The sequence below is a fragment of the Dyella acidiphila genome, assembly GCF_014863405.1.
GTDB lineage: Bacteria > Pseudomonadota > Gammaproteobacteria > Xanthomonadales > Rhodanobacteraceae > Dyella_B > Dyella_B acidiphila.
This window is the reverse complement of record NZ_JACZZA010000014.1, coordinates 90,918-114,744: the sequence shown is the minus strand read 5'-3', so window position 1 is coordinate 114,744 and position 23,827 is coordinate 90,918. Positions and strand designations below refer to the sequence as shown.

General features: G+C 64.4%; 21 protein-coding genes. 11 read left to right on the top strand and 10 right to left on the bottom strand.

Translation table 11 applies throughout. From position 1 onward, the window contains the following. Positions 1-37: 37 nt before the first annotated feature. Together IGX34_RS19495 and IGX34_RS19490 are read left to right on the top strand one after the other, a co-directional pair. The gene (locus IGX34_RS19495; RefSeq protein ID WP_192557413.1) at positions 38-499 is read left to right on the top strand and encodes a DUF2147 domain-containing protein; all 462 of its coding nucleotides are present in this window, start codon (positions 38-40) and stop codon (positions 497-499) included. A gap of 186 nt (positions 500-685) precedes the next feature. Further along, positions 686-2,488, top strand: coding sequence for an alkaline phosphatase family protein (locus tag IGX34_RS19490; RefSeq protein ID WP_192557412.1), 1,803 nt, complete (start codon positions 686-688; stop codon positions 2,486-2,488). Positions 2,489-2,545: 57 nt separating this feature from the next. Here the strand turns inward: IGX34_RS19490 and IGX34_RS19485 are convergent, their stop codons facing one another. Genes IGX34_RS19485 through IGX34_RS19475 form a run of 3 tightly spaced genes read right to left on the bottom strand, consistent with a single transcriptional unit; the run spans position 2,546 to position 5,161 of the window. Continuing rightward, the gene (locus tag IGX34_RS19485; protein WP_192557411.1) at positions 2,546-3,349 is read right to left on the bottom strand and encodes a DeoR/GlpR family DNA-binding transcription regulator; all 804 of its coding nucleotides are present in this window, start codon (positions 3,347-3,349) and stop codon (positions 2,546-2,548) included. After that, a complete protein-coding gene (locus IGX34_RS19480) occupies positions 3,342-3,986 on the bottom strand; it encodes an HAD family hydrolase (RefSeq protein ID WP_338015516.1) in 645 nt (214 codons plus the stop codon). The genes IGX34_RS19485 and IGX34_RS19480 overlap by 8 nt, the downstream gene beginning before the upstream one ends. Continuing rightward, positions 3,983-5,161, bottom strand: coding sequence for an MFS transporter (locus IGX34_RS19475; protein ID WP_338015515.1), 1,179 nt, complete (start codon positions 5,159-5,161; stop codon positions 3,983-3,985). Before IGX34_RS19475 ends, IGX34_RS19480 begins: the two co-directional genes overlap by 4 nt. 139 nt (positions 5,162-5,300) lie before the next feature. On the opposite strand from IGX34_RS19475, the gene metG reads away from it, so the two are divergent. From metG to nth, 3 genes are all read left to right on the top strand, one after another. Beyond that, complete coding sequence (gene metG, locus IGX34_RS19470; protein ID WP_192557410.1) at positions 5,301-7,400, top strand: methionine--tRNA ligase; 2,100 nt, start codon at positions 5,301-5,303, stop codon at positions 7,398-7,400. Positions 7,401-7,561: 161 nt separating this feature from the next. After that, positions 7,562-8,164 (top strand): RnfABCDGE type electron transport complex subunit B, encoded by a 603-nt coding sequence (locus IGX34_RS19465; RefSeq protein ID WP_192557409.1) that lies wholly within the window; start codon positions 7,562-7,564, stop codon positions 8,162-8,164. Next, complete coding sequence (gene nth, locus IGX34_RS19460; RefSeq protein WP_192557408.1) at positions 8,161-8,796, top strand: endonuclease III; 636 nt, start codon at positions 8,161-8,163, stop codon at positions 8,794-8,796. The genes IGX34_RS19465 and nth overlap by 4 nt, the downstream gene beginning before the upstream one ends. A gap of 118 nt (positions 8,797-8,914) precedes the next feature. Here nth and IGX34_RS19455 read toward each other — a convergent pair whose 3' ends face one another. The 4 genes from IGX34_RS19455 to IGX34_RS19440 all read right to left on the bottom strand — a co-directional run bounded on the left by IGX34_RS19455 (position 8,915) and on the right by IGX34_RS19440 (position 13,506). Further along, complete coding sequence (locus IGX34_RS19455) at positions 8,915-10,543, bottom strand: SulP family inorganic anion transporter (protein ID WP_192557407.1); 1,629 nt, start codon at positions 10,541-10,543, stop codon at positions 8,915-8,917. Next, positions 10,440-11,123: a carbonic anhydrase gene (locus IGX34_RS19450; RefSeq protein WP_192557406.1), complete on the bottom strand. Its 684-nt coding sequence runs from the start codon at positions 11,121-11,123 to the stop codon at positions 10,440-10,442. The genes IGX34_RS19455 and IGX34_RS19450 overlap by 104 nt, the downstream gene beginning before the upstream one ends. 145 nt (positions 11,124-11,268) lie before the next feature. Beyond that, positions 11,269-11,622 (bottom strand): hypothetical protein, encoded by a 354-nt coding sequence (locus IGX34_RS19445; RefSeq protein ID WP_192557405.1) that lies wholly within the window; start codon positions 11,620-11,622, stop codon positions 11,269-11,271. A gap of 204 nt (positions 11,623-11,826) precedes the next feature. Then, a complete protein-coding gene (locus IGX34_RS19440) occupies positions 11,827-13,506 on the bottom strand; it encodes a coiled-coil domain-containing protein (RefSeq protein WP_192557404.1) in 1,680 nt (559 codons plus the stop codon). A gap of 282 nt (positions 13,507-13,788) precedes the next feature. Here IGX34_RS19440 and rnt point away from each other — a divergent pair, with 282 nt between their 5' ends. The 6 genes from rnt (at position 13,789) to phoU (ending at position 19,229) form a co-directional block, all read left to right on the top strand. Then, the gene (rnt, locus tag IGX34_RS19435) at positions 13,789-14,451 is read left to right on the top strand and encodes a ribonuclease T (protein WP_192557403.1); all 663 of its coding nucleotides are present in this window, start codon (positions 13,789-13,791) and stop codon (positions 14,449-14,451) included. A gap of 131 nt (positions 14,452-14,582) precedes the next feature. Further along, positions 14,583-15,617 (top strand): phosphate ABC transporter substrate-binding protein PstS, encoded by a 1,035-nt coding sequence (gene pstS / locus IGX34_RS19430; RefSeq protein WP_338015513.1) that lies wholly within the window; start codon positions 14,583-14,585, stop codon positions 15,615-15,617. 113 nt (positions 15,618-15,730) lie between these two features. Further along, a complete protein-coding gene (pstC, locus tag IGX34_RS19425) occupies positions 15,731-16,702 on the top strand; it encodes a phosphate ABC transporter permease subunit PstC (RefSeq protein WP_192557401.1) in 972 nt (323 codons plus the stop codon). Then, positions 16,702-17,568, top strand: coding sequence for a phosphate ABC transporter permease PstA (gene pstA / locus IGX34_RS19420; protein ID WP_192557400.1), 867 nt, complete (start codon positions 16,702-16,704; stop codon positions 17,566-17,568). The genes pstC and pstA overlap by 1 nt, the downstream gene beginning before the upstream one ends. Continuing rightward, positions 17,561-18,364, top strand: coding sequence for a phosphate ABC transporter ATP-binding protein PstB (gene pstB / locus IGX34_RS19415; RefSeq protein ID WP_192557399.1), 804 nt, complete (start codon positions 17,561-17,563; stop codon positions 18,362-18,364). The genes pstA and pstB overlap by 8 nt, the downstream gene beginning before the upstream one ends. A 130-nt stretch (positions 18,365-18,494) precedes the next feature. Next, positions 18,495-19,229: a phosphate signaling complex protein PhoU gene (gene phoU, locus IGX34_RS19410; protein ID WP_192557398.1), complete on the top strand. Its 735-nt coding sequence runs from the start codon at positions 18,495-18,497 to the stop codon at positions 19,227-19,229. Positions 19,230-20,136: 907 nt separating this feature from the next. Here phoU and IGX34_RS19405 read toward each other — a convergent pair. Genes IGX34_RS19405 through rnr form a run of 3 tightly spaced genes read right to left on the bottom strand, consistent with a single transcriptional unit; the run spans position 20,137 to position 23,728 of the window. Next, positions 20,137-20,424, bottom strand: coding sequence for a CBU_0592 family membrane protein (locus IGX34_RS19405; RefSeq protein ID WP_192557397.1), 288 nt, complete (start codon positions 20,422-20,424; stop codon positions 20,137-20,139). Further along, complete coding sequence (gene rlmB, locus IGX34_RS19400) at positions 20,421-21,164, bottom strand: 23S rRNA (guanosine(2251)-2'-O)-methyltransferase RlmB (protein WP_192557396.1); 744 nt, start codon at positions 21,162-21,164, stop codon at positions 20,421-20,423. The genes IGX34_RS19405 and rlmB overlap by 4 nt, the downstream gene beginning before the upstream one ends. Then, the gene (rnr, locus tag IGX34_RS19395; RefSeq protein WP_192557395.1) at positions 21,161-23,728 is read right to left on the bottom strand and encodes a ribonuclease R; all 2,568 of its coding nucleotides are present in this window, start codon (positions 23,726-23,728) and stop codon (positions 21,161-21,163) included. Before rnr ends, rlmB begins: the two co-directional genes overlap by 4 nt. Positions 23,729-23,827 lie beyond the last annotated feature (99 nt).

The following is a 23,827-nucleotide window of genomic DNA, read 5'->3' as shown; positions in this document are numbered from 1 at the left end:
CAGGCTCCCCATACGCCAACGTAGGGAGTACTTCACGATGAAATACCTGTCCAAACCGGGCCTGCCGCAGTTCGCCCTCGCCGCCTGCCTGCTGCTCAGCTCGGCTGTGGCCTGGGCCGCCAACGACAGCCCCGTGGGCACATGGCAACAGGTCGACGACAAGACCGGCAAGGTGAAGTCGATCATCCAGATCACCGACAACGGCGGTGAATTGCAGGGCAAAGTGCAGCAAGTGCTGATTTCCGACGACGGCCCGCATCCGGTCTGCAAGAAGTGCGACGGCGACAAGAAAGACCAGCCGATCGAAGGCATGACCATCATGTGGGGCGTGCACCAAGACGGCGACAATTGGGATGGCGGCAAGATCCTCGATCCGCAGAGCGGCACCGTCTACAAGGTGAAGCTCAGCCTGGCCGACGGTGGCCAGAAGCTGGACGTGCACGGCTACGTCGGTTTCTCGCTGCTCGGCCGCAGCCAGATCTGGACTCGCCAGCAATAAGCCCGCAGCCATGGCGCGCGCCCTGCCGTTTCGCCACGGCAGGGCGCGCGCGTTTCACGCCGAACTCACGCGCCAGCTCGCATTCCGCAACAGCCCTGGCCGTTGTCATCTGCCCGTCGTGCTGCAGCAATCACTGCCTTGCATTGTCCCGCGCATCCAAAAACCTGGGGCGGAGGGAGTATGCGTATGCGCGTCGAACGTGGATCGATCCTGCTTGCAACACTGGTTGCCGCTGGTCTTAGCGGCGTAATGGCAACACCGGCCTTCGCCGCCGGCAGCGGCAACCTGCTGGTCGACGGCGATGGCGAAGCCGGCACCTGCAGCACTGACTGGTCGGCGGTGAATACCGTGCCGGGCTGGACGGTGACGCAAGGCAGCCCTTCCATCGTTTGCTATTCGATCGGCAGCTTCAGCACGCCCAGCGGCGGCTCGGGCGGCAGCGCGTTTATCGCCGACGGCCCATACGGCGACTCCGCCTTGCGGCAGAACGTGAATGTCGCCAGCGCGGCGACCGCTATCGATGGCGGCAAGGTCACCTATAGCTTGTCCGGCTGGCTGGGCGGCTACACCGTCTACAACGGCCAGGCGGTGGTAACCGCCACCTTCCTCGACGCCAACGGCAAGCCGCTGGGCACGCCCGCGCAATTGGCCGGCGTAAATGCTTCGGCCCGCAGCAGCGAAAGCGGCTTCGTAGCGAAATCCGCCAGCGGCAGCGTGCCGGCAGGTACGCGCAGCATTTCCGTGCTGCTGCAGTTCACCGACACCAGTGCTTCCTACAACATCGGCTATGCCGACAATCTCTCGCTGACACTGTCCACGCCGGTCACTGCCGCCAGCCTGCAGGCACCGGCTTCCAGCGTGCCGGCCTTCGACCACGTGTTTGTGGTGATGATGGAAAACACCGACTACAGCCAGGTGATCGGCGACAGCACCGATGCCCCCTTTATCAACAGCCTGGCCAAGCAAGGCACCTTGCTGGACAACTACAGCGGCGTCTATCACCCCAGCGACGAAAACTATCTGGCTATCGCCGGCGGCAACACCTTCGTGCAGGGCGCGATCTATTTCCCCAACATCAAGGTCACCGCGCAGAACATCGGCGACGAACTGGAAGCGGCCGGCAAAACCTGGAAAGCCTATGAACAAGGCATGGGCACGCCCTGCAACACCAGCAACAACAACGACAGCTACTACGAACCGGACGACGCGCCCTTTATCAACTTCACGGACGTCGCGCAGAACGCCAGCCGCTGCGCCGCGCATCTGTTCGACACCACCCAGCTGAGCACCGATCTGCAATCGGCTGCGACCACGCCCAATTTCGCCTGGATCGCCGCGGACGACTATTACGACGGCGAAGCCTCCGGCAACGGTTCGGCCAAGAGCCTGCAGGTGCAGAACGGCTGGCTGCAGCAGACCTTGCAGCCGATCATGAATTCGCCCGCCTGGACGCAACAGCGATCGCTGATCGTGCTGACCTGGGACGAATCGTCCACCGAAACCGGCAACCACCTCGCCACCATCCTGGTCGGCTCGCCGGGCACCGTGCAGGCTGGCTACATCAGCAACGCCAGCTACAACCACTACAGCACCGGCCGCACCATCGAAAATGCGTTGGGCATTGCCGCGCTCACGCATAACGATCAGTACGCACAACCGATCAACGATGCCTTCGCCGCCACCGCGGCCACCAGCACGCCCACGCTGAGCAGCAGCATGCCCAGCGTCAGCCAGGGCACGTATGTGCACTTCGACTACGCCACGCCCGCCAGCCAGCTCAACAGCAGCAACTGGATCGGCATCTACGCGGCGGGCAGCAGCCCCGGCAACGGCGCATCGACCAGCTGGCAGGTGGCGCCGAACGGCAGCGGCACGGTCACCTTCGACACTTCCAGCCTCGCGCCCGGCACGTACACGGTCTGGTACTGCTACAACAACGGCTATACCGAACTGGCCGGCCCGGTGACACTCAACATCACCAGCCCGTAATCCCGCACGGGGTGCGTAGGTTGGGTTACCTCGGACTTGTTCCGGCGGTAACTCAACCTACGCCACTGCTTCAGCCCGATGCACCATCACGCCATGCGTGGAGAACGCCGCGCGCGTAGCGCGGTCCGCCGAGTGCTCGACCACCAGATGCTGGACGCGTGCGAGCTCGACCACTTGATAGGTCGCCACCGCCGCCAGTTTGTCGTCGGTGGCTACCACCACGGTTTCGTCGCTAGCCTCGATCATCGCGCGCTTGAACAACGCCTCCTCGCTGTCGAAACCCCACAATCCATGCGCCGCATCGATGGCGCAGGCGCCGGGAAAACACAGATCCGCGCGCAGCCGTCGCACTTGCTCCACGGCCTGCGCGCCGATGGCCCCGCCAATGGAAGGATTGATGCGGCCGCCGATCATCTGCACGTCGAAGTCTTCACGGTCCAGCAGCAATTGGGCGATTTGCGGCGCATTGGTGATCACGCAGAGGCCGGCGCCGGCAGGTAATGCCGCCGCAATGGCGAGATTGGTGGTGCCTGCATCGATCAACAGGGTTTGTCCTGCCTTCACCAGGCTCGCAGCCTGGCGGGCGAGTGCCTGCTTGCGCAGTGGGTGCTCGGTGCGGCGCTGCTTGAGCGACGCCAGCGTCACCGCGGGCAACAGTGCGCCGCCATATACGCGCTTGCACAAGCCTTGTGCCGCCAGTTCGCGCAGGTCGCGCCGGATGGAATCCTCCGAAACCGCGAACGCCTCGGCCAGCTCCACCGCCACCACGCGCCCTTCGTTGCGCAGCCGCGCCAGGATCCGCTGCTGGCGCTCTTGCGGCAGGGCATTGCGATCGTCACTGGCAGCGGCGGACTTAGCCATGGCGCATCGCCTGGTTGTCGTGTTCCAGCAGGCCCAGTGCCAGCAAATGCTCGCGCAGACCGGCAGGATCGCGGAACCACCAGCCATGCATGCCCAGCGCCTGTGCGGCGGCCACGTTGCGCGCGGAGTCATCGATATACAGCGCGGCAGCGGGATCGACGGCATAGCGCGTAAGCAGCCGTTGATAAATCCGTGGATCGGGTTTCACCAGGCGCTCCTCACCGGACACCACGATGCCCTCGAACCATTGCAAAAAGGGATACAGCCGGCGCGCGATCGGAAACGTCTCCTGCGACCAGTTGGTAAGCGCCAGCAGCCGCACGCCGCGCGCCTTCAAGGCCGCGAGCAGCTCAACGCTGCCGTCGATCGGGCCAAGCAGGGTTTCCTGCCAGCGCAGGTGATAGGCATCGATCAGTTCGGCATGTTCGGGATAGCTTTCGCGCAGCAGCGCGGTGGCTTCCGCCCACGGGCGGCCGGCATCCTGCCGCTCGTTCCACGCGCTGTTGCACACCTCGCGCAGGAACCATTCCATCTGCGCCTCGTCCTCGATCAACTGGCGATACAAACGACGCGGATCCCAGCCGATCAGCACGTTGCCAAGATCGAAAATTACCGTATCAATCGATTTTCCCGTCACCGCACCATCCTCGCCGACAAACCAACCAGCACCAGCAAGCCGGCCACCGCCGCAAAAGCGAGCGACAAGCTGCTGGCATGCGCGACAAACCCGATCAGGGCCGGTCCGCTCAACAAGCCTACATAACCGAGCGTAGTGGCGGTGGCGATCGACACCGCCGGCGGCGCGCCGGCGAGGCGCCCGGCCGCACTGAACATCACCGGCACAATATTGGAAGCGCCCAGGCCGATCAGCACGAAGCCGGACAAAGCCGCCATCGTCAGCGGCACGCAGGCCACCAGCAGAAAGCCCACCACGGCCAGACTCGCCCCCGTCCGCACCGCCCATACCGGGCCATGCCGCGCGATCAACCGGTCGCCGCAAAAGCGGCCCGTCGCCATCGCCACCGAAAAGCAGGCATAGCCGAAACCGGCCGAGGCTGCGGCCATACCCCGCACATCGCGCAGGAACACCGCGCTCCAGTCCAGCATCGCGCCTTCCGCCATAAAGCTGGCGAAACACATCAGCCCCAGCAACCAGGCGCGCGCTGGTGGCATGCCGGGCCGGCTGTGCGCTTCGATCGCCACGCCGGCTGCGTTCGCCTCGCCATGCAAGCCGTTGCGCAGCCACAACACAGTCAGCGCCAAGGCCACCGCGATGGCGATCGCTGCACCCGGCAACGCCAGCCCAAGCGCCAGCAAGGCGCTCAGCACTGCCGCGCCCGACAGGCCGCCGACGCTGAAAAGGCCATGAAAACCGGACATCAGGCGCGCGCCGCTGCGATGCTCCACCTCGACCGCGTAGGCGTTCATCGCCACATCCACCGCCCCCAGCATCACGCCGAAATAGAGCAAGGTGCCGACCAGCATCGCCACACTCGACACCTGTGCGAGCACCGGCAAGGCCACGCACATCAGCAGGCCGGCCGACACGATCACCGCGCGATTGCCCAGCCGGTGCGCCAGCCAGCCCACGAACGGCATCGACAGCATCGAGCCACCGCCGAACGCCAGCAGCGCCGCACCCAGCTGGCCATCATCCAGGCCCAGGCGCAGCTTTACGTACGGCACCATCGGCGCCCAGGCCGACATGGCCATGCCGGAAACCAGAAAGATCAGCCGTGTCGCCCGCTGTGCGGCACGCAGCGACGCTGCATCACCGGCGGTGGCGGCAGCGGGTTCGGAAGTCGTTTTCACACATCACCAGCCTTGCCTACATCGCGAACAAATATATACAAACGTGCACAAACGTGCAAACGGGCGATCGCCTCGTCATCGCGAAGTACAGCCGGCACTGCATGCCATAATGCACGGCCCACCGGAGCCGATGCCGCCCATGAGCCGACGCCTACTCGTTACCCACGCCCTGCCCTATGCCAATGGCCCGCTGCACCTGGGCCACATGCTGGGCTACATCCAGACCGATATCTGGGTACGTGCGCAGCGCATGATGGGTAGCGAGGTGTATTTCGTGGCGGCGGACGATGCACACGGCACGCCGATCATGCTGGCGGCCGAAAAGGCGGGGCTGTCGCCGGAAGCTTTCATCGACGGCATCCGGGCCAACCACGAAGCGGATTTCGCCGACTTCCATTTCAGCTACGACAACTACTACACCACGCACTCGGACGAGAACCGCGAGCTGGCGTCGATGATCTACACGCGCCTGCGCGACAACGGCTACATCGCCCAGCGCAGCATCCAGCAGCTGTACGACCCCGATAAGCAGATGTTCCTGCCGGACCGCTACATCAAGGGCACCTGCCCCAAGTGCGGCACGCCCGACCAGTACGGCGACAACTGCGAAAACTGCGGCGCCACCTACGCGCCCACCGACCTGATCAATCCGTATTCGGTGGTTTCCGGCGCCACGCCGGTGCTGCGCGATTCGGAGCACTACTTCTTCGAGCTGGGCAAGTTCGAAACGCTGCTGCGCGACTGGTTCGGCGGCAAGCTCACCAACGGTGCGCCGGTGGCCAACGCCGGCGTGGTGGCCAAGCTGAAAGAATGGCTCGATGGCGGCCTGAAGGATTGGGACATCTCGCGCGATGCGCCCTACTTCGGCTTCCCCATTCCCGACGCGCCCGGCAAGTTCTTCTACGTGTGGCTGGATGCGCCGGTCGGTTATCTGGCCAGCTTCCTCAATCTGTGCAACCGCAGCGGCTTGAAGTTCGACGACTTCCTGGCGCCGGACAGCGATGCGCAAATGCATCACTTCATCGGCAAGGACATCATCAATTTCCACGGCCTGTTCTGGCCGGCGATGCTGCATGGCGCGCAACTGCGCACGCCCACCGCGCTGCACGTCAACGGCTATCTCACGGTCAACGGCGCGAAGATGTCCAAGTCGCGCGGCACCTTCATCCAGGCGCGCACCTATCTGGATGTCGGCCTGCATCCGGAATTCCTGCGCTACTACTTCGCCACCATGCTCAGCGATACGCCGGTGGACGTGGACCTGGATCTGAAAGCCTTCGAGGAGCGCGTCAATTCGCACCTGGTCGGCAAGTGGGTGAACATCGCCAGCCGTACCGCCGGCTTCGTGCACAAGTTCTTCGACGGGCGCCTGGCCGCGCAGTTCTCGGCCGAGCAGAACGAACTGTGGGGCGTGCTGCTGTCGCATTACGAAGGCGTGCCTGCGCTGTATGAAAGCGGCGAATTCGCCGAAGCCATGCGCCGCTTCGTGCTGATCGCGGATCTGGTCAACGGCCATATCGCCGCCATGGCGCCGTGGGTGATGGCCAAGAACGAAGCGCAGCGCGAAGAGCTGCACCAGGTGTGCTCGTTCGCGCTGGCCGCGTTCCGCCTGCTCGGCGGCCTGCTGAAACCGGTGCTGCCGGTGACGGTGGCCGCGGCCGAACAGTTCCTGGACGCACCGATCGCCGATTTCGACGCCGCCTGCGCCACCTTGCACAACCACACCATCCAGGCCTTCGAGCCGCTGCTCGCGCGCATCGATCCCAAGCGCATCGAAGCCATGATCGAAGCCTCCAAGGAATCGCTGGGCGCCACGCCGGAGCCCGCCAGCGCCACCGTCAAACCCGCCACCAAGAAAGACAGCAAGCCGATGACCGAGAACACCGCCGCACCCGCCCAAGAAACCGCCACCATCAACATCGACGATTTCGCCAAGCTCGACCTGCGCGTGGGCAAGGTGCTCGTGTGCGAATTCGTGGACGGCTCGGACAAGCTGCTGCGCTTCGAACTGGATGCCGGCCCGCTGGGCAAGCGGCAGATCTTCTCCGGTATCCGCGCCGCCTACGGCGAACCGGCGCAGCTGGTTGGCCGCAATGTGGTGTTTATCGCCAACCTGGCGCCGCGCAAGATGCGCTTCGGTTTGTCCGAAGGAATGATTCTTTCCGCCGGCGACGGCGGCAGCGATCTGTTCCTGCTGGATGCGGACCAGGGCGCGCAGCCGGGCGCCACCGTGCGCTAAACACCCTTCCCCATCGCCCCTGTGGGGAGATGGTTGGGGTGAGGGGCCAAGCTCGCGAAACATTGGAAAGATGCGACCGACATGTCTGAGGCGGCATTGATCTCTGCGGCAAATGTGTCTCCTTTCCCCGCCGGGGAGAGGGCGCACATCGTGGCGGCACGATGACCTCGCTCATCGACCGCATCGATGCCCTGCTGCCGCAAACGCAATGCGAACAATGCGGCTATCACGGCTGCCACCCGTATGCGGAAGCGATCGCCAACGGCGAGGCGGACATCAATCAATGCCCGCCGGGCGGCCAGGAAGGCATCGTCAAGCTGGCCGAACTGCTCGGCCGCGCACCGCTGCCGCTGAACCCCGACAACGGCGTGGAAAAGCCGCGCACGCTGGCGCGCATCGTCGAAGCCGAGTGCATCGGCTGCACCAAGTGCATCCAGGTATGTCCGGTGGATGCGATCGTGGGCGCCAACAAGCTGATGCACACGGTGATCGCGGACGATTGCACCGGTTGCGAACGCTGCGTGCCGGCCTGCCCGGTCGACTGCATCGTGCTGGAGCCAATGCCGCTGGCGCAGGTTCAAAGCCAGCCGCATGCCGACGTCGCGCGCGCGCACTTCCAGCGGCGCGAGGCACGCCTGGCCGCCCAGCAGGCGCAGCGCGCAGCGGAGCTGGCGTCGCGCAAGGCGCAGGTGCATGGCGCCAGCCAGAATGTGCTGGATGCATTGGCCCGCGCCAAAGCCAGGAAACAGGAGCCCAAAGCGTGAAGAAAGCGGATGTGATCGACCTGTTCACGCGCTTGCGCGAACTCAATCCGCACCCCACCACCGAACTGGCATACACCACGCCGTTCGAACTGCTGGTGGCGGTGGTGCTGTCGGCACAAGCCACCGATGTCGGCGTGAACAAGGCCACGCGCAAACTGTATCCGGTGGCCAATACCGCGCAGGCGATCGTCGACCTGGGCGAGGAAAAGCTCAAGCGCTACATCAGCACCATCGGCCTGTTCAACGCCAAGGCCAAGAACGTCATCGCGCTGTGCCGGATTCTGGTCGAGCAGTACGACGGCCAGGTGCCAAGCAGCCGCGAAGCGCTGGAGGCGCTGCCCGGCGTCGGCCGCAAGACGGCCAATGTCGTGCTCAATACCGCGTTCGGTCATCCGACCATCGCGGTGGATACGCATATCTTCCGCGTCGCCAACCGCACCGGCCTCGCGCCCGGCAAGGATGTGCGCGCAGTGGAAGACAAACTGGAAAAAGTGGTGCCGGCCGAGTTCAAGCAGGACGCACATCACTGGCTGATCCTGCACGGCCGCTATGTGTGCAAGGCGCGCAAACCGGATTGCCCGCAATGCGTCATCCGCGACCTCTGTACCTATAAAGACAAGACCAAGGCCTAAGCGTAGGTTGGGTTACCCCGGACCTGATCCGGTGGTAACCCAACGATATCGCCACAAAGCGAGTTCGTTGAGCTACCCCGAAACAGCCCGGAGTAACCCAACCCGCACCATCCAACGCCTAAGCGGCCTTGCGCGCACCCTCCACGCGCCGATGCAAAGCATTCCAATCAACCACCAACTCACAACCGCGCGTACCCGCATTACGCCCCCAGTCCGCCAGCAACTCCAGACAGGCCTGATCCACGTGATGCAAACGCTCCACTTCCAGCAGCAGGCGCGTATTCGGCGGCACGCGCTCCAGCGTACGCGCCAGTGCGGGCACCTTGAGAAAGGTTGCGGCGCCATCGAGTTGCAATAGCGCAGTGCCCGGCTGGTCGTGCTTGTCCAGCCCCACCTTGAGTCGCGACGACTGCAAGGCCAGCCGCAATAGCGACAGCGCGAAGCCGATCAGCACGCCGGTCAACAAGTCAGTCGCGACGATGGCGATCGTCGTGGCCAGATAAATCAACGCCGTACCGCGTCCATACTGGGCGAGGCTGTTGATCTGCTTGATATTCACCATCTTGATGCCGGTATAGACCAGGATGCCGGCCAGGCAGGCCACCGGCGTCATGCGCATCAGCCACGGCAGCAGCATGGCGAACACCAGCAGCCAGCCGCCATGCAGGATGGTGGCCATGCGCGTGGCCGAACCGGCCTGCACGTTCGCCGCACTGCGCACAATCACGCCGGTCATCGGCAACGCGCCAAGCAGGCCACACAACATATTGCCGATGCCCTGCGCGGTGAGTTCGCGGTCGTAGTGGGTGCGTGCACCGCTATGCATGCGGTCGACGGCTGCGGCCGAAAGCAGTGTTTCCGCGCTGGCGATCAACGCGAAGGTCAGCGCCGCCACCAGCAGCGACGGCTGTGCCACGGCGGAGAGGCTGTCCCAAGTCGGCAAGGCGATGCCGGCAAACAGGTTGGACGGAACCTCCACTTTTTTCACACCGGTGCCCAACCATTGCACCGTGGCCGTCACCAACACCACCGCCAGCAAGGCACCGGGCACGAACTTCAGCGACGCAGGGCGCAACTTCTCCCAGCCCAGCATGATGGCGATGGTGCACACACCCACCAGCAACGCCGCCACGCTGCCCGCTTCACCGCCGACTGCGCTGGCCAGCGCACCCGGCAACGCGGCGAAATTCTCCAGGCCGCGCGCTTTGGGCATCGCGTCGATCAGCACGTGCAACTGCGACGCCACGATCAGGATGCCGATGCCGGACAGCATGCCCGCCACCACCGCCGGCGAAATCATGCGGAACCACACACCCACGCGCCCGATGCCGGCCAGCACCTGAATCAAGCCGGCCAGCAACACCACCGGCCCCAGCGCCGCAACGCCGTGCTCGCGCACCAGCTCGAACACCAGCACCGCCAGTCCTGCCGCAGGACCGCTCACCTGCAGCGGCGATCCGGCGATCGCCCCCACCACAATGCCACCGACAATGCCGGTGATCAGCCCCGCCGCCGGCGGCATGCCGGAAGCGATGGCGCTGCCCATGCACAAGGGCAGCGCCACCAGGAACACCACGATCGAACCCAGCAGATCGCGCCCGAACAAACCTTGCGAAACATATCCTCGAATCACGGCACGCTCCTTACGCTGCACTGGCCACCGCCGCCGCAAAACGCAGATGCGGCGTGGCTTCGGGCAATTGATCGTGGCCAGCGCGGATTTCGACAAAACGCCCGCGCTGCGCATCGAACGCCTGCAGCTCCGCAAGGGCGATGTCGTAAACCCAGCCATGAATGCTGAGACTGCCGCTGGCCAGTGCCGCGGCCACCACCGGCAGTGTGCGCAGATGTTCGAGCTGGCCCACCACGTTCTCGCGCGTCAGGCATTGCAGGCATTGCTCGTCCGACAATTCGGCATGGTTCTGCTCCACCACATAGCGCGCGACATCGGCATGTTTCAGCCATGCAGCGACGGACGGCATGCTGCGCACCAGTTCCGGTTTGCGCAGCGCCTTCATCGCCCCGCAATCGGAATGCCCGCAGATCACGATGTGCCGTACCTGCAACACGCGCACCGCATATTCGATCGCCGCCACCACGCCGCTCACGTGCTGCGCATACGGCGGCACGATGTTGCCGATATTGCGATAGACAAACAGTTCGCCCGGCTGGGCGTTGAACATCAGTTCCGGCATCACGCGCGAATCGGCGCAGGTGATGAACATGGTGCCGGGGCTCTGGCCCGAGGCCAGCTTCTTGAACAGCTCGCGCTGCAGCGGAAATACCTGCTGGCGGAAATGCTCGAAACCATCGATCAAACGTTTCATGGGGAAACCTCACGTGCAGTAGGCCGCGGTGGTCATGACCACCGTGCAAAGGAATGACGCGATAAAGCGGATGCGCGGCGATGCCACGCCATATGCGCGCTTATCGGTAAATCGCAAAGGCGGCGACGCTAGGCCGCCGCAACCATCACGCGAAGCGTGGCGGCCTCAGCAAGGACGCGGAGGGGGCGCTATAAGTGTCCGCAGCAGCACTCACGGGTGCGGCCGGGACAAGGTAATCCAGCGCGAAACTCAGGGGAAAGAGCAGCGCCGGCTCGTCATCGCTGTCGCTGTCCTGCATGGCAGCGCAATCGCCGCAGGCATCCGCGTCGCCGGCGTTCTGCCAGGCAAGCACCGTAACGCCGGCGGCTTGCGGTGCCACGCCATGCGGCGAGGCATCCGCATGCATCTGCACATGCGCAAACGCGCTGCCGTTCATCAGCACCAGTGCGATGAAGATGCAGAGCGTAAGCAGCAAGGAAGATGTGCGACGTAAAAACATGCGGACAAAGTTATCGGATTGCCATGCTGCACTGCAAGCCGAAACGCATGCATGCGACATGTGTCCGTTCACGTTGGCGATGCACGCACAGCACGCGCATCGCCAACGCACAAAAAGCAAAACGGCGGGCTAAGCCCGCCGTTTTTCCGTCCTTGGGTACAACTCCCTTCAGATAACCATTTACATCGAACAGCGCGCCACCGATTAGAACGGGTAGTAGCGGAAGCTGGTGAAGAACATGTTGTCCGCGGCCGTCGGCGCAAAGCCCTTGTTGTCGGAGTACAGCTGACGGGACAGATGCGAGAACTGCGTAGCGAACTGCACGCGGCCGAACTTGCCCTGGTAGAACTTCCAGGTGAAGCCGATCGTCTGTTCCTTGACGCTGCGGTTCTGGCCCGTGCAATCGGACGGCGCACCGTAGATCAAGCAGTCGCTGTTGTTGTAGCCCAGGTCAGCAGCGCCGTAGCCGAGCGGCTTGCCGTTCAGGCCGAGGGTCTGGTAGCTGTCCTGCTGCTCGCGGCCGCCTTCGGCATACAGATCGAAAGCGTCGGAGACATGCCACGTCAGCGTGCCGAGCGCCATGTTTTCCTTCAGCGGATGCGGCGCGCCGCTGGCCGTGTAGGTGATGTCGTTCAGACCCGAGGTGCCGTAGCGGCCAATGCCCTTGCCGTCCATGCCGGAGAGCTGGAAGTCCAGCACCTTCGGCACCAGCGGCAGCAGCATGCCGAAGCCAAAGCCACCGCCGTGCGCGGTCTGGTTGCTGGTGGCGCCGGGGCCGCCGTTGGCGGTGGTCGGCGTGACGCGGGTGGTGAACTGGCGCGAGATGCCGAACAGTTCGTAGTGGCCCCAACCCGGATCGGCCGCAAACTTCACGAGAATGTCGGGAATCTGGTTGAGCGACACGGTGTTGAGGGTGTCATACAGCGAACCGGCCTGGACCGTCGCGGTGGTGGTCGCATAACCCTTGGTGCCCGTACCGGCGGTGGCGCCGATGCCGGCGGTCTGCGGATTTTCAACCGAGATACCCAGCCACCACTTCTTGTCCCAATCCTTGACCAGGCGCAGCTGCGTTTGGCGAGCCCAGTTGAAGCCCGCGCCGTACTGCGCGTCGATGGTCGGCGGCAGCACTTCCTTGGTCGGGGTGATACCCACGCTGTCCAGGGTCATCAGCGACCACGCCTGACCGCCCAACAGATGCAGGCCGTAGTCGTCCCAATCGATGTTGGTCCACAACTGGCGGATACGCATGTTGAACGAGTTGCTCTCGTTCATGTTCGCCGTCTGGGCGCCACCGAGGAAGTCCGTCTCGTAGTAGCCGGTCACGTGGGTGGTGTCGTTGATATCGCCTTCAGCCTTGATCGACAGGCGGCTCTGGCGCGCGCTGTAGACGAACTGGCTGTTGCGGGCGTTGGTCACCGGATAGCTGGTGGTAGCGCCGCTGGCCGTATTGATCGGCGCGGTGCTGGTGCCACCCTGGAACGGAATGGCGGTGAACTTGGTGGAGATATCATCCGCGGTGTCGCGCGAGCGGTACGCCGTTTCAGCAGCCAGGAAGCCGCCGAAGGTCCACTTCACGCCACCGGTGCCGCCCAGGATATCGCCCTTGTGCTCGGTCGTAGCGGCAACCACCTGCTTCTGCGTGGCCTGCACCTGCGCCTGCGTGGCCTGCACGGACTGCGCCGTTTCGACCTGCGCCTGCTGCTGCGCCTGCTGCTGCGACTCCAGGTCCTGAACCTTCTGTTCCAGTGCCTGGATCTCGGACTTCATCTGCGCCAGTTCGGCGGCGCTGACGGTCACTTTCTGGGACGTCTGAGCAGACACAGCAGTAACGCTGGTCAAGCCCAAACCGGCAGCAATGGCCACCGTGAGCATCTTGGAACGCATGGAATATCTCCGCTTTATTGATGAAGCCACCGGCGCTCTAGTTTTCCCCTGGAGGCAGCCGGCGGGATGCGCGCATCATCGGGCGGGAGGTTTACCGTTAGATGGATGTTATGTGACAGAAGCAAGACAAAACCATACGGTTCGGTCATTCAGCTGTTACACGAATCGGTTATTAGGCGTGCGCCCGGAAGCGCGGCCATGCATGCATATAGATGAAGCGACACCGACGCGGCCGACAGCCCAGCGCCCGCGACCGCTACCGCGCTCTTGTATGCTTGCCGGATGGAGCAACTCAATAACAGTCTGGCGGCCCGCATGGCCGAGCGTTTCCGCGGTTTTCTGCCCGTGGTGGTGGACGTGGAAACCGGCGGTTTCGATGCCGAGCGCGATGCGCTGCTGGAGATCGCCGCGGTCACCATCGGCATGGACCAGGAAGGCAATCTTTATCCCCATCCGGCCGTGTCCACGCACGTGGAACCGTTTCCCGGCGCCAACATCGACCCGCGCGCGCTGGAGATCACCGGCATCGATCCGGACAACCCGCTGCGCGGCGCCCTGGACGAACGCCTCGCCCTGGACCACATCTTCCAGGCGGTGCGCCAGGCGGTGCGCCACAACGATTGCCAGCGCGCCATCCTGGTCGGCCACAACGCCGCCTTCGACCTGGGCTTTCTCAACGCCGCCGTGCGCCGCGTCGGCCACAAGCGCAACCCCTTCCATCCCTTCAGCTGCTTCGACACCGCCACCCTGAGCGGCCTGGCCTACGGGCAGACCGTGCTCAGCAAGGCCGTATTGGCGGCCGGCTACAGTTTCGATTCGCGCGAAGCGCACTCGGCGGTCTATGACGCCGAGCGCACCGCCCTGCTTTTCTGCCGCATCGTCAATCGCCTGCGCCAGTTGGAAGTGCTGGAGCTGGAGCGCGTCGGGAGCGTGCTCCCGGGCTGATGTCATCAAGATTTTGCGATTGTCATCACACTGCAATATTCATCTCATCTCATTGCAACACCCAGACCCTGCAATACGCGGAATCGGCAAACGCTTTCACAGATTCGCCACTTACCGCTCAAGGAGCCTTTGTGTTGACCTCAATCAAATCCCCGTCTCGCCTCGGCGCGCTCGCCATTGCGCTCGCTGCCTCCATGTTCGGCCTGACGGCGCAGGCCACCGACATCACCGGTGCCGGCTCCAGCTTCGTGTATCCGGTCATCTCCAAGTGGTCGGCGGCTTATGCCGAAAAGACCGGCAACCACATCAACTACCAGTCGATCGGTTCGGGCGGCGGCATTGCGCAGATCAAGGCCGGCACCGTGGACTTCGGCGCCTCCGACATGCCGCTGAAGCCGGAAGACCTGGCCAAGTTCGGCCTGGGCCAGTTCCCTGACGTGATCGGCGGCATCGTGCCGGCCTTCAACGTGGCCGGCGTTGCGCCGGGTGCGCTGGTGCTGGACGGCACCACCCTGGCCGACATCTACCTCGGCAAGATCACCACCTGGAACGACCCGGCCATCGTCAAGCTCAATCCGAGCGTGCACCTGCCGAGCTCGCGCATCACCGTGGTGCATCGTTCGGACGGTTCGGGCACCAGCTTCAACTTCACCGACTACCTGTCCAAGGTGAGTCCGGAATGGCAGAGCAAGGTGGGCGAAGGCACCGCCGTGCAGTGGCCGGCCGGCATCGGCGGCAAGGGCAACGAGGGCGTGTCCGCTTACATCAAGCAGATCCCGAACTCGATCGGCTATGTCGAATACGCCTACGCGCTGAAGAACAACATCGGCTACGCCAAGATGAAAAACGCGGCCGGCACCGTGGTTGAACCCAACACCGCCAGCTTCCAGGCCGCCGCCAACACGGCCGACTGGAAGAACGCCAAGGACTTCAACCTGCTGATGACCAATGCCCCGGGCGCCCAGGCATGGCCGATCACCGCCACCTCGTGGGTGATCATGTACAAGACGCCCAAGAACGCCGCCAACACCAAGGTTGCCTTCGACTTCTTCAAGTTCGCCTACAGCAGCGGCCAGGAAGCCGCCCGCTCGCTCGACTACGTGCCGCTGCCCGATTCGCTGGTGCAGCAGATCCAGGCCTACTGGACCAGCGAATACAAGCAGTAAGCTGCACGCTGTCGCAAGGACAGCAGGCAGTGTGACTCCCGCGGCGCGCGCACCGGACGGTTGCGCGCGTCGTTCTGATTGATAGATACAAGCAACCGCGGAAACGCCTCAGCATGCACGCTACAAGCGCCGAACCGCTCGCCCGTGATACCGAACATCGTTCGCGCGCCGATGCCCGTCATGACCTTATCTTCCGGCTGCTGCTGCGCTGCTGCGCACTGATCGTGCTGGCCGCACTGCTGGGTGCGGCGCTATCCACGCTGTGGGGCGGCCGCGACATCCTGTTCAAGGACGGCCTGCACTTCCTGTTCAGTTCCGAATGGAACCCGGTGGAAGACAAATACGGCGCACTGGCGCCGATCGTCGGCACCCTCACCACCTCGCTGATCGCCCTGGTCATCGCCGTGCCGATCAGCTTCGGCATCGCCCTGTTCCTCACCGAGATCGCGCCCAACTGGATGCGCGGCCCGGTCGCCACCGCCATCGAATTGCTGGCGGCGATTCCTTCCATCATCTACGGCATGTGGGGCCTGTTTATCTTCGCGCCCTTCATGGCCAGCATCGAGCCGTGGATGAACGACACGCTCGGCAATATTCCGCTGATCGGCCAGCTGTTCCAGGGGCCGCCGCTGGGCCTGGGCCTGCTCACTGCGGGCATTGTGCTGGCGGTGATGATCCTGCCCTTCATTTCCTCGGTGATGCGCGAAGTGTTCCGCACGGTGCCGGCACGCCTGAAGGAATCTTCGTATGCGCTCGGCTCCACCACCTGGGAGGTGGTGTGGGACATCGTGCTGCCCTACACCCGCTCGGCGGTAATCGGCGGCATCTTCCTGGGGCTGGGCCGCGCGCTCGGCGAAACCATGGCGGTGACCTTCGTGCTGGGTAACTCCTACAACATCACGGCCTCGCTGCTGATGCCGGGCACCTCGATTTCCTCCAGCATCGCCAACGAATTCAACGAAGCGGTGGGCCTGCACCGTTCGGCCCTGATCGCGCTGGGCTTCCTGCTGTTCGTGGTGACCTTCATCGTGCTGCTGATCGCACGACTGATGCTGCGCCAGCTCGCCCGCAAGGAGGGCCGCTGATGTCCGCCGTCTACGCTCGCCGCCGCATCGTCAACGTCGTCGCGCTCGGCCTGAGCGGCGTGGCCACCTTGATCGGCCTGATGTTCCTGGTGTGGATCCTGTGGATCACTGCGCAAAGCGGCTTCGGCGCGCTGAAGCTCAGCCTGTTCACCAAGATCACCGCCTACGGCGCGGATGGCGGCCTGTCCAATGCCATTGTCGGCAGCCTGATCATGGATCTGCTGGCGATCCTGATCTGCGCGCCGATCGGCATCCTGGCCGGCACCTACCTGGCCGAATACGCCAGCACCACCCGCCTGGGCGCAACCATCCGCTTCCTCAACGACATCCTGCTGTCGGCGCCGTCGATCGTGCTGGGCTTGTTCGTGTATGTGATCGTGGTGCTGCCGATCAACAGCCTCACCGGCGGCGCGATCAGCTTCTCCGGCTTTGCCGGCAGCGTGGCGCTCGCGTTGATCGGCCTGCCGGTGATCGTGCGCACCACCGACGAAATGCTGCAGCTGGTGCCGGGCACCTTGCGCGAGGCGTCGCTGTCGCTGGGCATTCCGCAGTGGAAGCTGACCATGCAGGTGCTGATGCGCGCAGCCTTCTCCGGCATCCTCACCGGCGTGCTGCTGGCGCTGGCGCGGCTGGCCGGCGAAACCGCGCCGCTGCTGTTCACCGCCTTCGGCAACATGTACATGACCGCGCATCCGCTGGACAAAATGGCCAGCCTGCCGCAAACGATCTTCCAGTACACCAACGATCCCGACCCGGCATTGCATGCGATCGCATGGGCTGGCGCGCTGCTGATCACCCTGTTCGTGCTGGCGCTGAGCCTGCTGACCCGCATCCTGTTTTCGCGCAAGAAGGTGAGTTATGAATGACCTCGCCGCCGCCACTGCGGCGCCCCTGACCGGCGCTGCGGTGCCTGCCAAGATCAAAGTGCGCGATGTGCACTTTTACTACAACGGCTACCATGCGCTGAAAGGCATCAACATGGATATCCCGGAGAAGCAGGTGACTGCGATCATCGGGCCGTCCGGTTGCGGCAAGTCCACCTTGCTGCGCATCTTCAACCGCATCTACGCGATCTATCCGAAGCTGGAAGCCAAGGGCAATATCGAACTGGACGGCGAGAACATCCTCGACCCCAGCTACTCGATGAACCGCCTGCGCACCAAGGTCGGCATGGTGTTCCAGAAGCCGGTGCCGTTCCCGATGACCATTTTCGAGAACGTGGCCTACGGCATCCGCCACCACGAGCGCCTGTCGCGCGCCGACATGGAAATCCGCGTGGAGCAGGCCCTGCGCAGCGCCGCGCTGTGGGACGAAGTGAAGGACAAGCTCAAGCAGAGCGCGCTGGGTCTTTCCGGCGGCCAGCAGCAGCGTCTGTGCATTGCGCGTGGCATCGCCCTGCGCCCGGAAGTGCTGCTGCTGGACGAACCCACCTCCGCACTCGACCCGATCGCCACCGGCCGCATCGAGCAGTTGGTGGAAGAACTCAAGCACGAGTACACCATCGTGATCGTCACCCACAACATGCAGCAGGCGGCGCGTTGTTCCGACCGCACTGCCTTCATGTACCTGGGCGAGCTGATCGAGTTCGACAACACCGAAAAGATCTTCACCAAGCCGGGCAAGAAGCAGACCGAAGACTACATTACGGGTCGATTTGGTTGATGGCGCAAAGCGCCCACCTTATTCCCCTCTCCCCTCCGGGGAGAGGGCCGGGTGAGGGGCCAACCTCGCGAGATCCAAATCACTCTCGGCGAATGCCCCACCCCGACACTACTGACACGAGGCAACACCCATGAGCGGCAGCAGCAAGGAACACATCATCAAGAGCTACGACGACGAACTGATGCGCCTCACCGGCGAATTGGTACGCATGGGCGAGCTGGCGGTGAGTCAGCTGGAAGCGGCCATCGATGTGGTCGACCGCCGTGACGACCGCGCCGCCCAGCACGTGGTGCACAACGACGACGCCATCGACCAGCTCGAGCAGGAAATCAGCCACGACGTGGTGCGCCTGCTGGCCCTGCGCGCGCCGATCGCCGGCGACCTGCGCAACGTATTTGCCGCGCTGCGCATCGCCGCCGATATCGAACGCATCGGCGACTACGCCGCCAACGTGGCCAAGCGCTCCATCCCGCTGTCGATGGCCGCGCCGCTCACGCCCACCGGCGGCCTCGCCCACCTCGCCGAACTGGCTGCCGAAGAAGTACGCGAAGTGCTACGTGCCTATCGCGATCGCGATGCCGAGCGCGCCTACAAGGTGTGGCAGGACGACGTGGCGCTGGACGAAGCTTATACCGCCTATTTCCGCGAACTGCTCACCTACATGATGGAAGACCCGCGCGTCATCACGCCGTGCACCCATCTGCTGTTCATGGCCAAGAACATCGAGCGCATCGGCGACCACGCCACCAACATCGCCGAGAACGTGTGGTTCCAGGTCAAGGGCGAACCGCTGATCGCCCAGCGCGACAAGCGCGACCTCACCTCCAACCCGGAGCCGGTGAAGTTGGGTGATCGGCCGGATTGAGGGCGTGCTCTGCTGATTGCGGGCCGCACCACCGTCATCGCGGCGCAGGCGGGGATCTAGTGTCTTTCACGCAGTTAAAGTCGCTGGATCCCGGCTTTCGCCGGGATGACGGGCGGGTGGTATTGGGCTAGGTAGACCGGCACGCATCTGCTCCACCGTCATCCCAGCGAAAGCTGGGATCCAGTGTCTTTCGCGCACTCAAGTCGCTAGGTCCCGGCCTGCGCCGGGATGACGGGCGGGGGTATTGGGCTAGGTAGAACGGCGCGCATCTGCCCCACCGTCATCCCAGCGAAAGCTGGGATCCAGTGTCTTTCGCGCACTCAAGTCGCTAGGTCCCGGCCTACGCCGGGATGACGAGCGGGTGGTATTGGGCTAGATAGACCGGCACGCACCTGCTCCACCGTCATCCCAGCGAAAGCTGGGATCCAGTGTCTTTCGCGCACTCAAGTCGCTGGGTCCCCGCCTGCGCCGGGATGCCGGGCGGGAGGTATTGGGCTAGGTAGACCGGCGCGCATCTGCCCCACCGTCATCCAGCGAAAGCTGGGATCCAGTGTCTTTCGCACACTCAAGTCGCCAGGTCCCGGCCTGCGCCGGGATGACGGGCGGGGGGTATTGGGCTAGATAGACCGGCACGCATCTGCCCCACCGTCATCCCAGCGAAAGCTGGGATCCAGTGTCTTTCGCGCACTCAAGTCGCTAGGTCCCGGCCTGCGCCGGGATGACGGGCGGGTGGTATTGGGCTAGGTAGAACGGCGCGCATCTGCTCCACCGTCATCCCAGCGAAAGCTGGGATCCAGTGTCTTTCGCACACTCAAGTTGCCAGGTCCCGGCCTGCGCCGGGATGACGGGCGGGTGGGTTCTGTAGCGGCATTGTTGGGTTACGCTGCGCTAACCCAACCTACGGCGGTTACCACGGCGAGGTTTTCTGCCCGCTCTCCCGCGCCTCGCGCCGCAGCCGCGCTCCGCGCCCGATCCCGAACACGCCAATCAGCAGCCAGGCCAGCTGCATGAAAAACGCCGACGCGTTGAACGCGCCGAACAGCAGCGACAGCATCACGCCGACCGCGCCCAGCACATTCATCACCTGGTATACCAACCCGTTGCCATGCAGCTTATGTGCCTGCAGCAGCAGAAACGCCAGCAGCACCAGCACCACGCCGACATAGCCGGCCCAGTCGTACCAAAAGAAAGTCATCGCGCACTCCTTTGACGCAGCGCCTCGAACAGCACCACACCGGTGGCCACCGACACGTTCAAGCTTTCCATCGTGCCGGGCATCGGAATCTTGGCCACGAAATCGCAGGTCTCGCGGGTCAGCCGGCGCATGCCCTCGCCTTCGCTGCCGAGCACCAGCGCCACCGGTCCCTTCAGATCGATGTCGTAAATGGATTGATCGGTATCCCCGGCCAGGCCGGTGATCCACACGCCGGCATCCTTTAGCGTGCGCAGGGCCCGCGCCAGATTGGTCGCCGCCACCAGCGGTACGCGATCGGCACCGCCGGCCGAAGCACGGCGCACCACCGGGGTGAGGCCCACGGCGCGATCCTTCGGCACCACCACCGCGGTGACCTTGGCCGCCGCCGCGCTGCGCAGGCAGGCGCCGAGATTGTGCGGATCGGTGACGCCATCCAGCACCAGCACCAGCGCGTCGTTGCCGGCCTTTTCCAGCAATCCGGGCAGATCGTTTTCGCTAGCCATCGGCGGCGGTTCGTACAGCGCCACGATGCCTTGATGGCGCGCTTCGCCAGCCAGCTTGTCGAGCTGCTCGCGCGGGCGATGATGCACCGGAATCTTCAGCGCCTTCGCGCGCTCGGCCAGCTCGTGCACGCGCGCATTGCGCTGGCCGTTTTCCACCAGCACTTCGCGCACGCGTTCGGCGTCATTGCTCAGTGCGCCTTCGACCGGGTTGATCCCGACGATCCAACTCTCGCTCATCGTTTGCCTTTCGGTTTCTGCGGGGGCCGCTTGGCGGCATGCGGCTTGGGCTGGGCGCCCGTCTTGTCCTTGCGCGGCGCGGATGCCGTCGGCTTGCCGGCGGCGCCCTTCTTCACCGGCTTGCCTTCACCGTGCTTGGCCGCACCGCGGTCGCGCCCCGGCACCGGCGGCAACGACGGCAGTGCGCCGCGGCTGCCCGGCAGCGAATAGCGATCGCCCGATGCGCCGTAATCGTAGCGCTTGCCGGTCGGCGCAGGCGCCGCCGCTTGCTTCTGGCCCGGCGGCACCAGCCGGAAATCGATCTTGCGATCTTCCAGGCTGGCGCGCAGCACCTGCACGCGCACGTGATCGCCCAGGCGGAACTGCAGGCCGGTGCGCTCGCCCTTCAGCAGATGGCGCACCGGATCGAAATGGTAATAGTCGTTGGACAGCTGGCTGATATGCACCAGGCCGGAGACCTTCGATTCCTCCAGCTCCACAAACAAGCCGAACGAGGTGACGCCGGTGACCGTGCCTTCGAACTCCTCGCCCACATGCTTGGCCATCCAGGCGCAGCGGAAGCGTTCGTCCACATCGCGCTCGGCCTCTTCCGCCCGGCGCTCGCGCTGCGAGCAATGGATGGCCATGGCCGCCATCGCGGCATCGTTATACACATAGTCGGACGGCTTGCCGCCCACCAGCGCATGGCGAATCGCGCGATGCACGAGCAGGTCCGGATAGCGGCGGATCGGCGAGGTGAAATGTGCATACGCCGTCAGCGCCAGGCCGAAGTGCCCGCGATTGTCCGGCTGATAGGCCGCCATGCTCTGCGCGCGCAACAGCACCGACTGGATCAGCTCGCGCTCCGGGCGATCCTGCACCATGCGCAGCACGTCGGAGAAATCGGCCGGCGTCACTTCTTCCACCGGCGGCATGCGCAGCTTGAACTCGCGCAGGAACTGCTGCAGGTCTTCGTACTTCTCCACCGGCGGCGGCTCGTGCGCACGGTACAGCGCCGGAATCTTGCGCTTGGACAGATACAGCGCCGCCTGCACGTTGGCGGCGATCATGCATTCCTCGATCAGCTTGTGCGCATCGTTGCGCTCCACCGCACCCACCGCCTGCACTTCGCCGGTCTGGTCGAGGCGAAACTTCACTTCCGGCGTTTCAAAATCGATGGCGCCACGGCGGCGGCGCTGCTCGGCCATCGCCTTGTACAGCGCATGCAGGTTTTCCAGCTGCGGCAGCACGTCGGCCACTTCGTGCCGCGCGTCCGCGTCCTGCAGGCCGATCGCCTGCCACACCTTGTCGTAGGTAAGGCGCGCATGCGAGCGCATCACCGCATCGCAAAACTTGGCCTTCGCCACCTCGCCGCTCGCATCCACCTGCATATCGCAGACCATGCATAGCCGCTCTACCTTCGGGTTGAGCGAGCAGATGCCGTTGGACAAGGTCTCCGGCAGCATCGGCACCACAAAGCCGGGGAAATAGGTCGACGTGCTGCGCTCGTAGGCTTCCTTGTCCAGCGCCGTGCCCACGCGCACGTAGTGCGACACATCGGCAATCGCCACCACCAGCCGCCAGCCGCCGCCGCGCCGCGGCTCGGCATACACGGCATCGTCGAAATCGCGCGCATCCGCACCATCGATGGTCACCAGCGGCAGCTTGCGCAGGTCGACCCGGCCTTCGCGCTCGGCCGCGGTCACTTCCGGCTCGATCTGTGCCGCTTCGCGCAACACTTCCGGCGGCCATTCGTGCGGCAGGTTGTGGCTGGCAATCGCCATCTCCACCAGCAGCGATGGCTGCAGGCGTTCGCCCAGCACCGAACGGATCGCGCCCAGCGGGCCGCGCTGCGAAGTGGGCGGATCGGTGATCTCCACCACCACGATCTGGCCCGAACGGGCGCCCTGCTCCTTGCCCGGCGGAATCATCACGTCCTGATGCAGCCGGCGATCGTCCGGCACCACCACGGTCACGCCGTTATCAATCACCACCCGCCCGACCAGGCGCGGCGAACGGCGCTGCAGCACTTCCACGATCGCACCCTGCCGGCGGCCGCGGCGATCCACGCCGACTACGCTGGCCAGCACGCGGTCGCCGTGCATCACGCTGCGCATCTGATACGGCGACAGATAAAGATCCTCGCCGCCTTCGTCCGGCCGCAGAAAGCCATAGCCTTCGGCATTGGCCAGCACCAGGCCGGGGATCAGGTCCAGCTTGCGCGCCGGCGCATAGCCGCCGCGCCGCCCCAGCAGCAGCTGGCCATCGCGCACCATCGCATTGAGGCGCTTGGCCAGGGCGGTGATGCTCTGGACATCGTCCAACCCCAAAGCCTCGGCAATGCGCGCCTCGGTCAGCAGCTCGCCGCGCTCTTCCAGCAGCGTGAGGATCGCCTCGCGGCTGGGAATGGGACGCTCATAGCGCTCCGCCTCGCGCTGGGCGAATGGATCGCTGCGCGAGGCCGCCACCTCTTCGCGCGCCTCCCGGGGCCGCCGACCGCCCTTCGGCTCGCCGCCGCCTACCTTGGGAACCTTCGCCGACTTGCGCGGCGCCTTATCCTTGCCTGGATCTTTTCGCTTTGTCATACCCGTAAGTATCGCCTCGATGATTAACGAGATGAACCGTTTCGCCGGGCCATCCGATGAAATCGCAGCATGGCGATTCACCAGGTGAAGAAATAGTTG

Bases quoted from the DNA above. Each gene is read 5' to 3' on its own strand.
- IGX34_RS19495 (WP_192557413.1), top strand. From the start codon at position 38: ATGAAATACCTGTCCAAACCGGGCCTGCCGCAGTTCGCCCTCGCCGCC.
- IGX34_RS19490 (WP_192557412.1), top strand. From the start codon at position 686: ATGCGCGTCGAACGTGGATCGATCCTGCTTGCAACACTGGTTGCCGCT.
- IGX34_RS19485 (WP_192557411.1), bottom strand. From the start codon at position 3,349: ATGGCTAAGTCCGCCGCTGCCAGTGACGATCGCAATGCCCTGCCGCAA.
- metG (WP_192557410.1), top strand. From the start codon at position 5,301: ATGAGCCGACGCCTACTCGTTACCCACGCCCTGCCCTATGCCAATGGC.
- IGX34_RS19465 (WP_192557409.1), top strand. From the start codon at position 7,562: ATGACCTCGCTCATCGACCGCATCGATGCCCTGCTGCCGCAAACGCAA.
- IGX34_RS19455 (WP_192557407.1), bottom strand. From the start codon at position 10,543: ATGCGCAGCGCGGGCGTTTTGTCGAAATCCGCGCTGGCCACGATCAAT.
- IGX34_RS19450 (WP_192557406.1), bottom strand. From the start codon at position 11,123: ATGAAACGTTTGATCGATGGTTTCGAGCATTTCCGCCAGCAGGTATTT.
- IGX34_RS19445 (WP_192557405.1), bottom strand. From the start codon at position 11,622: ATGTTTTTACGTCGCACATCTTCCTTGCTGCTTACGCTCTGCATCTTC.
- IGX34_RS19440 (WP_192557404.1), bottom strand. From the start codon at position 13,506: ATGCGTTCCAAGATGCTCACGGTGGCCATTGCTGCCGGTTTGGGCTTG.
- rnt (WP_192557403.1), top strand. From the start codon at position 13,789: ATGGAGCAACTCAATAACAGTCTGGCGGCCCGCATGGCCGAGCGTTTC.
- pstC (WP_192557401.1), top strand. From the start codon at position 15,731: ATGCACGCTACAAGCGCCGAACCGCTCGCCCGTGATACCGAACATCGT.
- pstA (WP_192557400.1), top strand. From the start codon at position 16,702: ATGTCCGCCGTCTACGCTCGCCGCCGCATCGTCAACGTCGTCGCGCTC.
- pstB (WP_192557399.1), top strand. From the start codon at position 17,561: ATGAATGACCTCGCCGCCGCCACTGCGGCGCCCCTGACCGGCGCTGCG.
- phoU (WP_192557398.1), top strand. From the start codon at position 18,495: ATGAGCGGCAGCAGCAAGGAACACATCATCAAGAGCTACGACGACGAA.
- IGX34_RS19405 (WP_192557397.1), bottom strand. From the start codon at position 20,424: ATGACTTTCTTTTGGTACGACTGGGCCGGCTATGTCGGCGTGGTGCTG.
- rlmB (WP_192557396.1), bottom strand. From the start codon at position 21,164: ATGAGCGAGAGTTGGATCGTCGGGATCAACCCGGTCGAAGGCGCACTG.
- rnr (WP_192557395.1), bottom strand. From the start codon at position 23,728: ATGACAAAGCGAAAAGATCCAGGCAAGGATAAGGCGCCGCGCAAGTCG.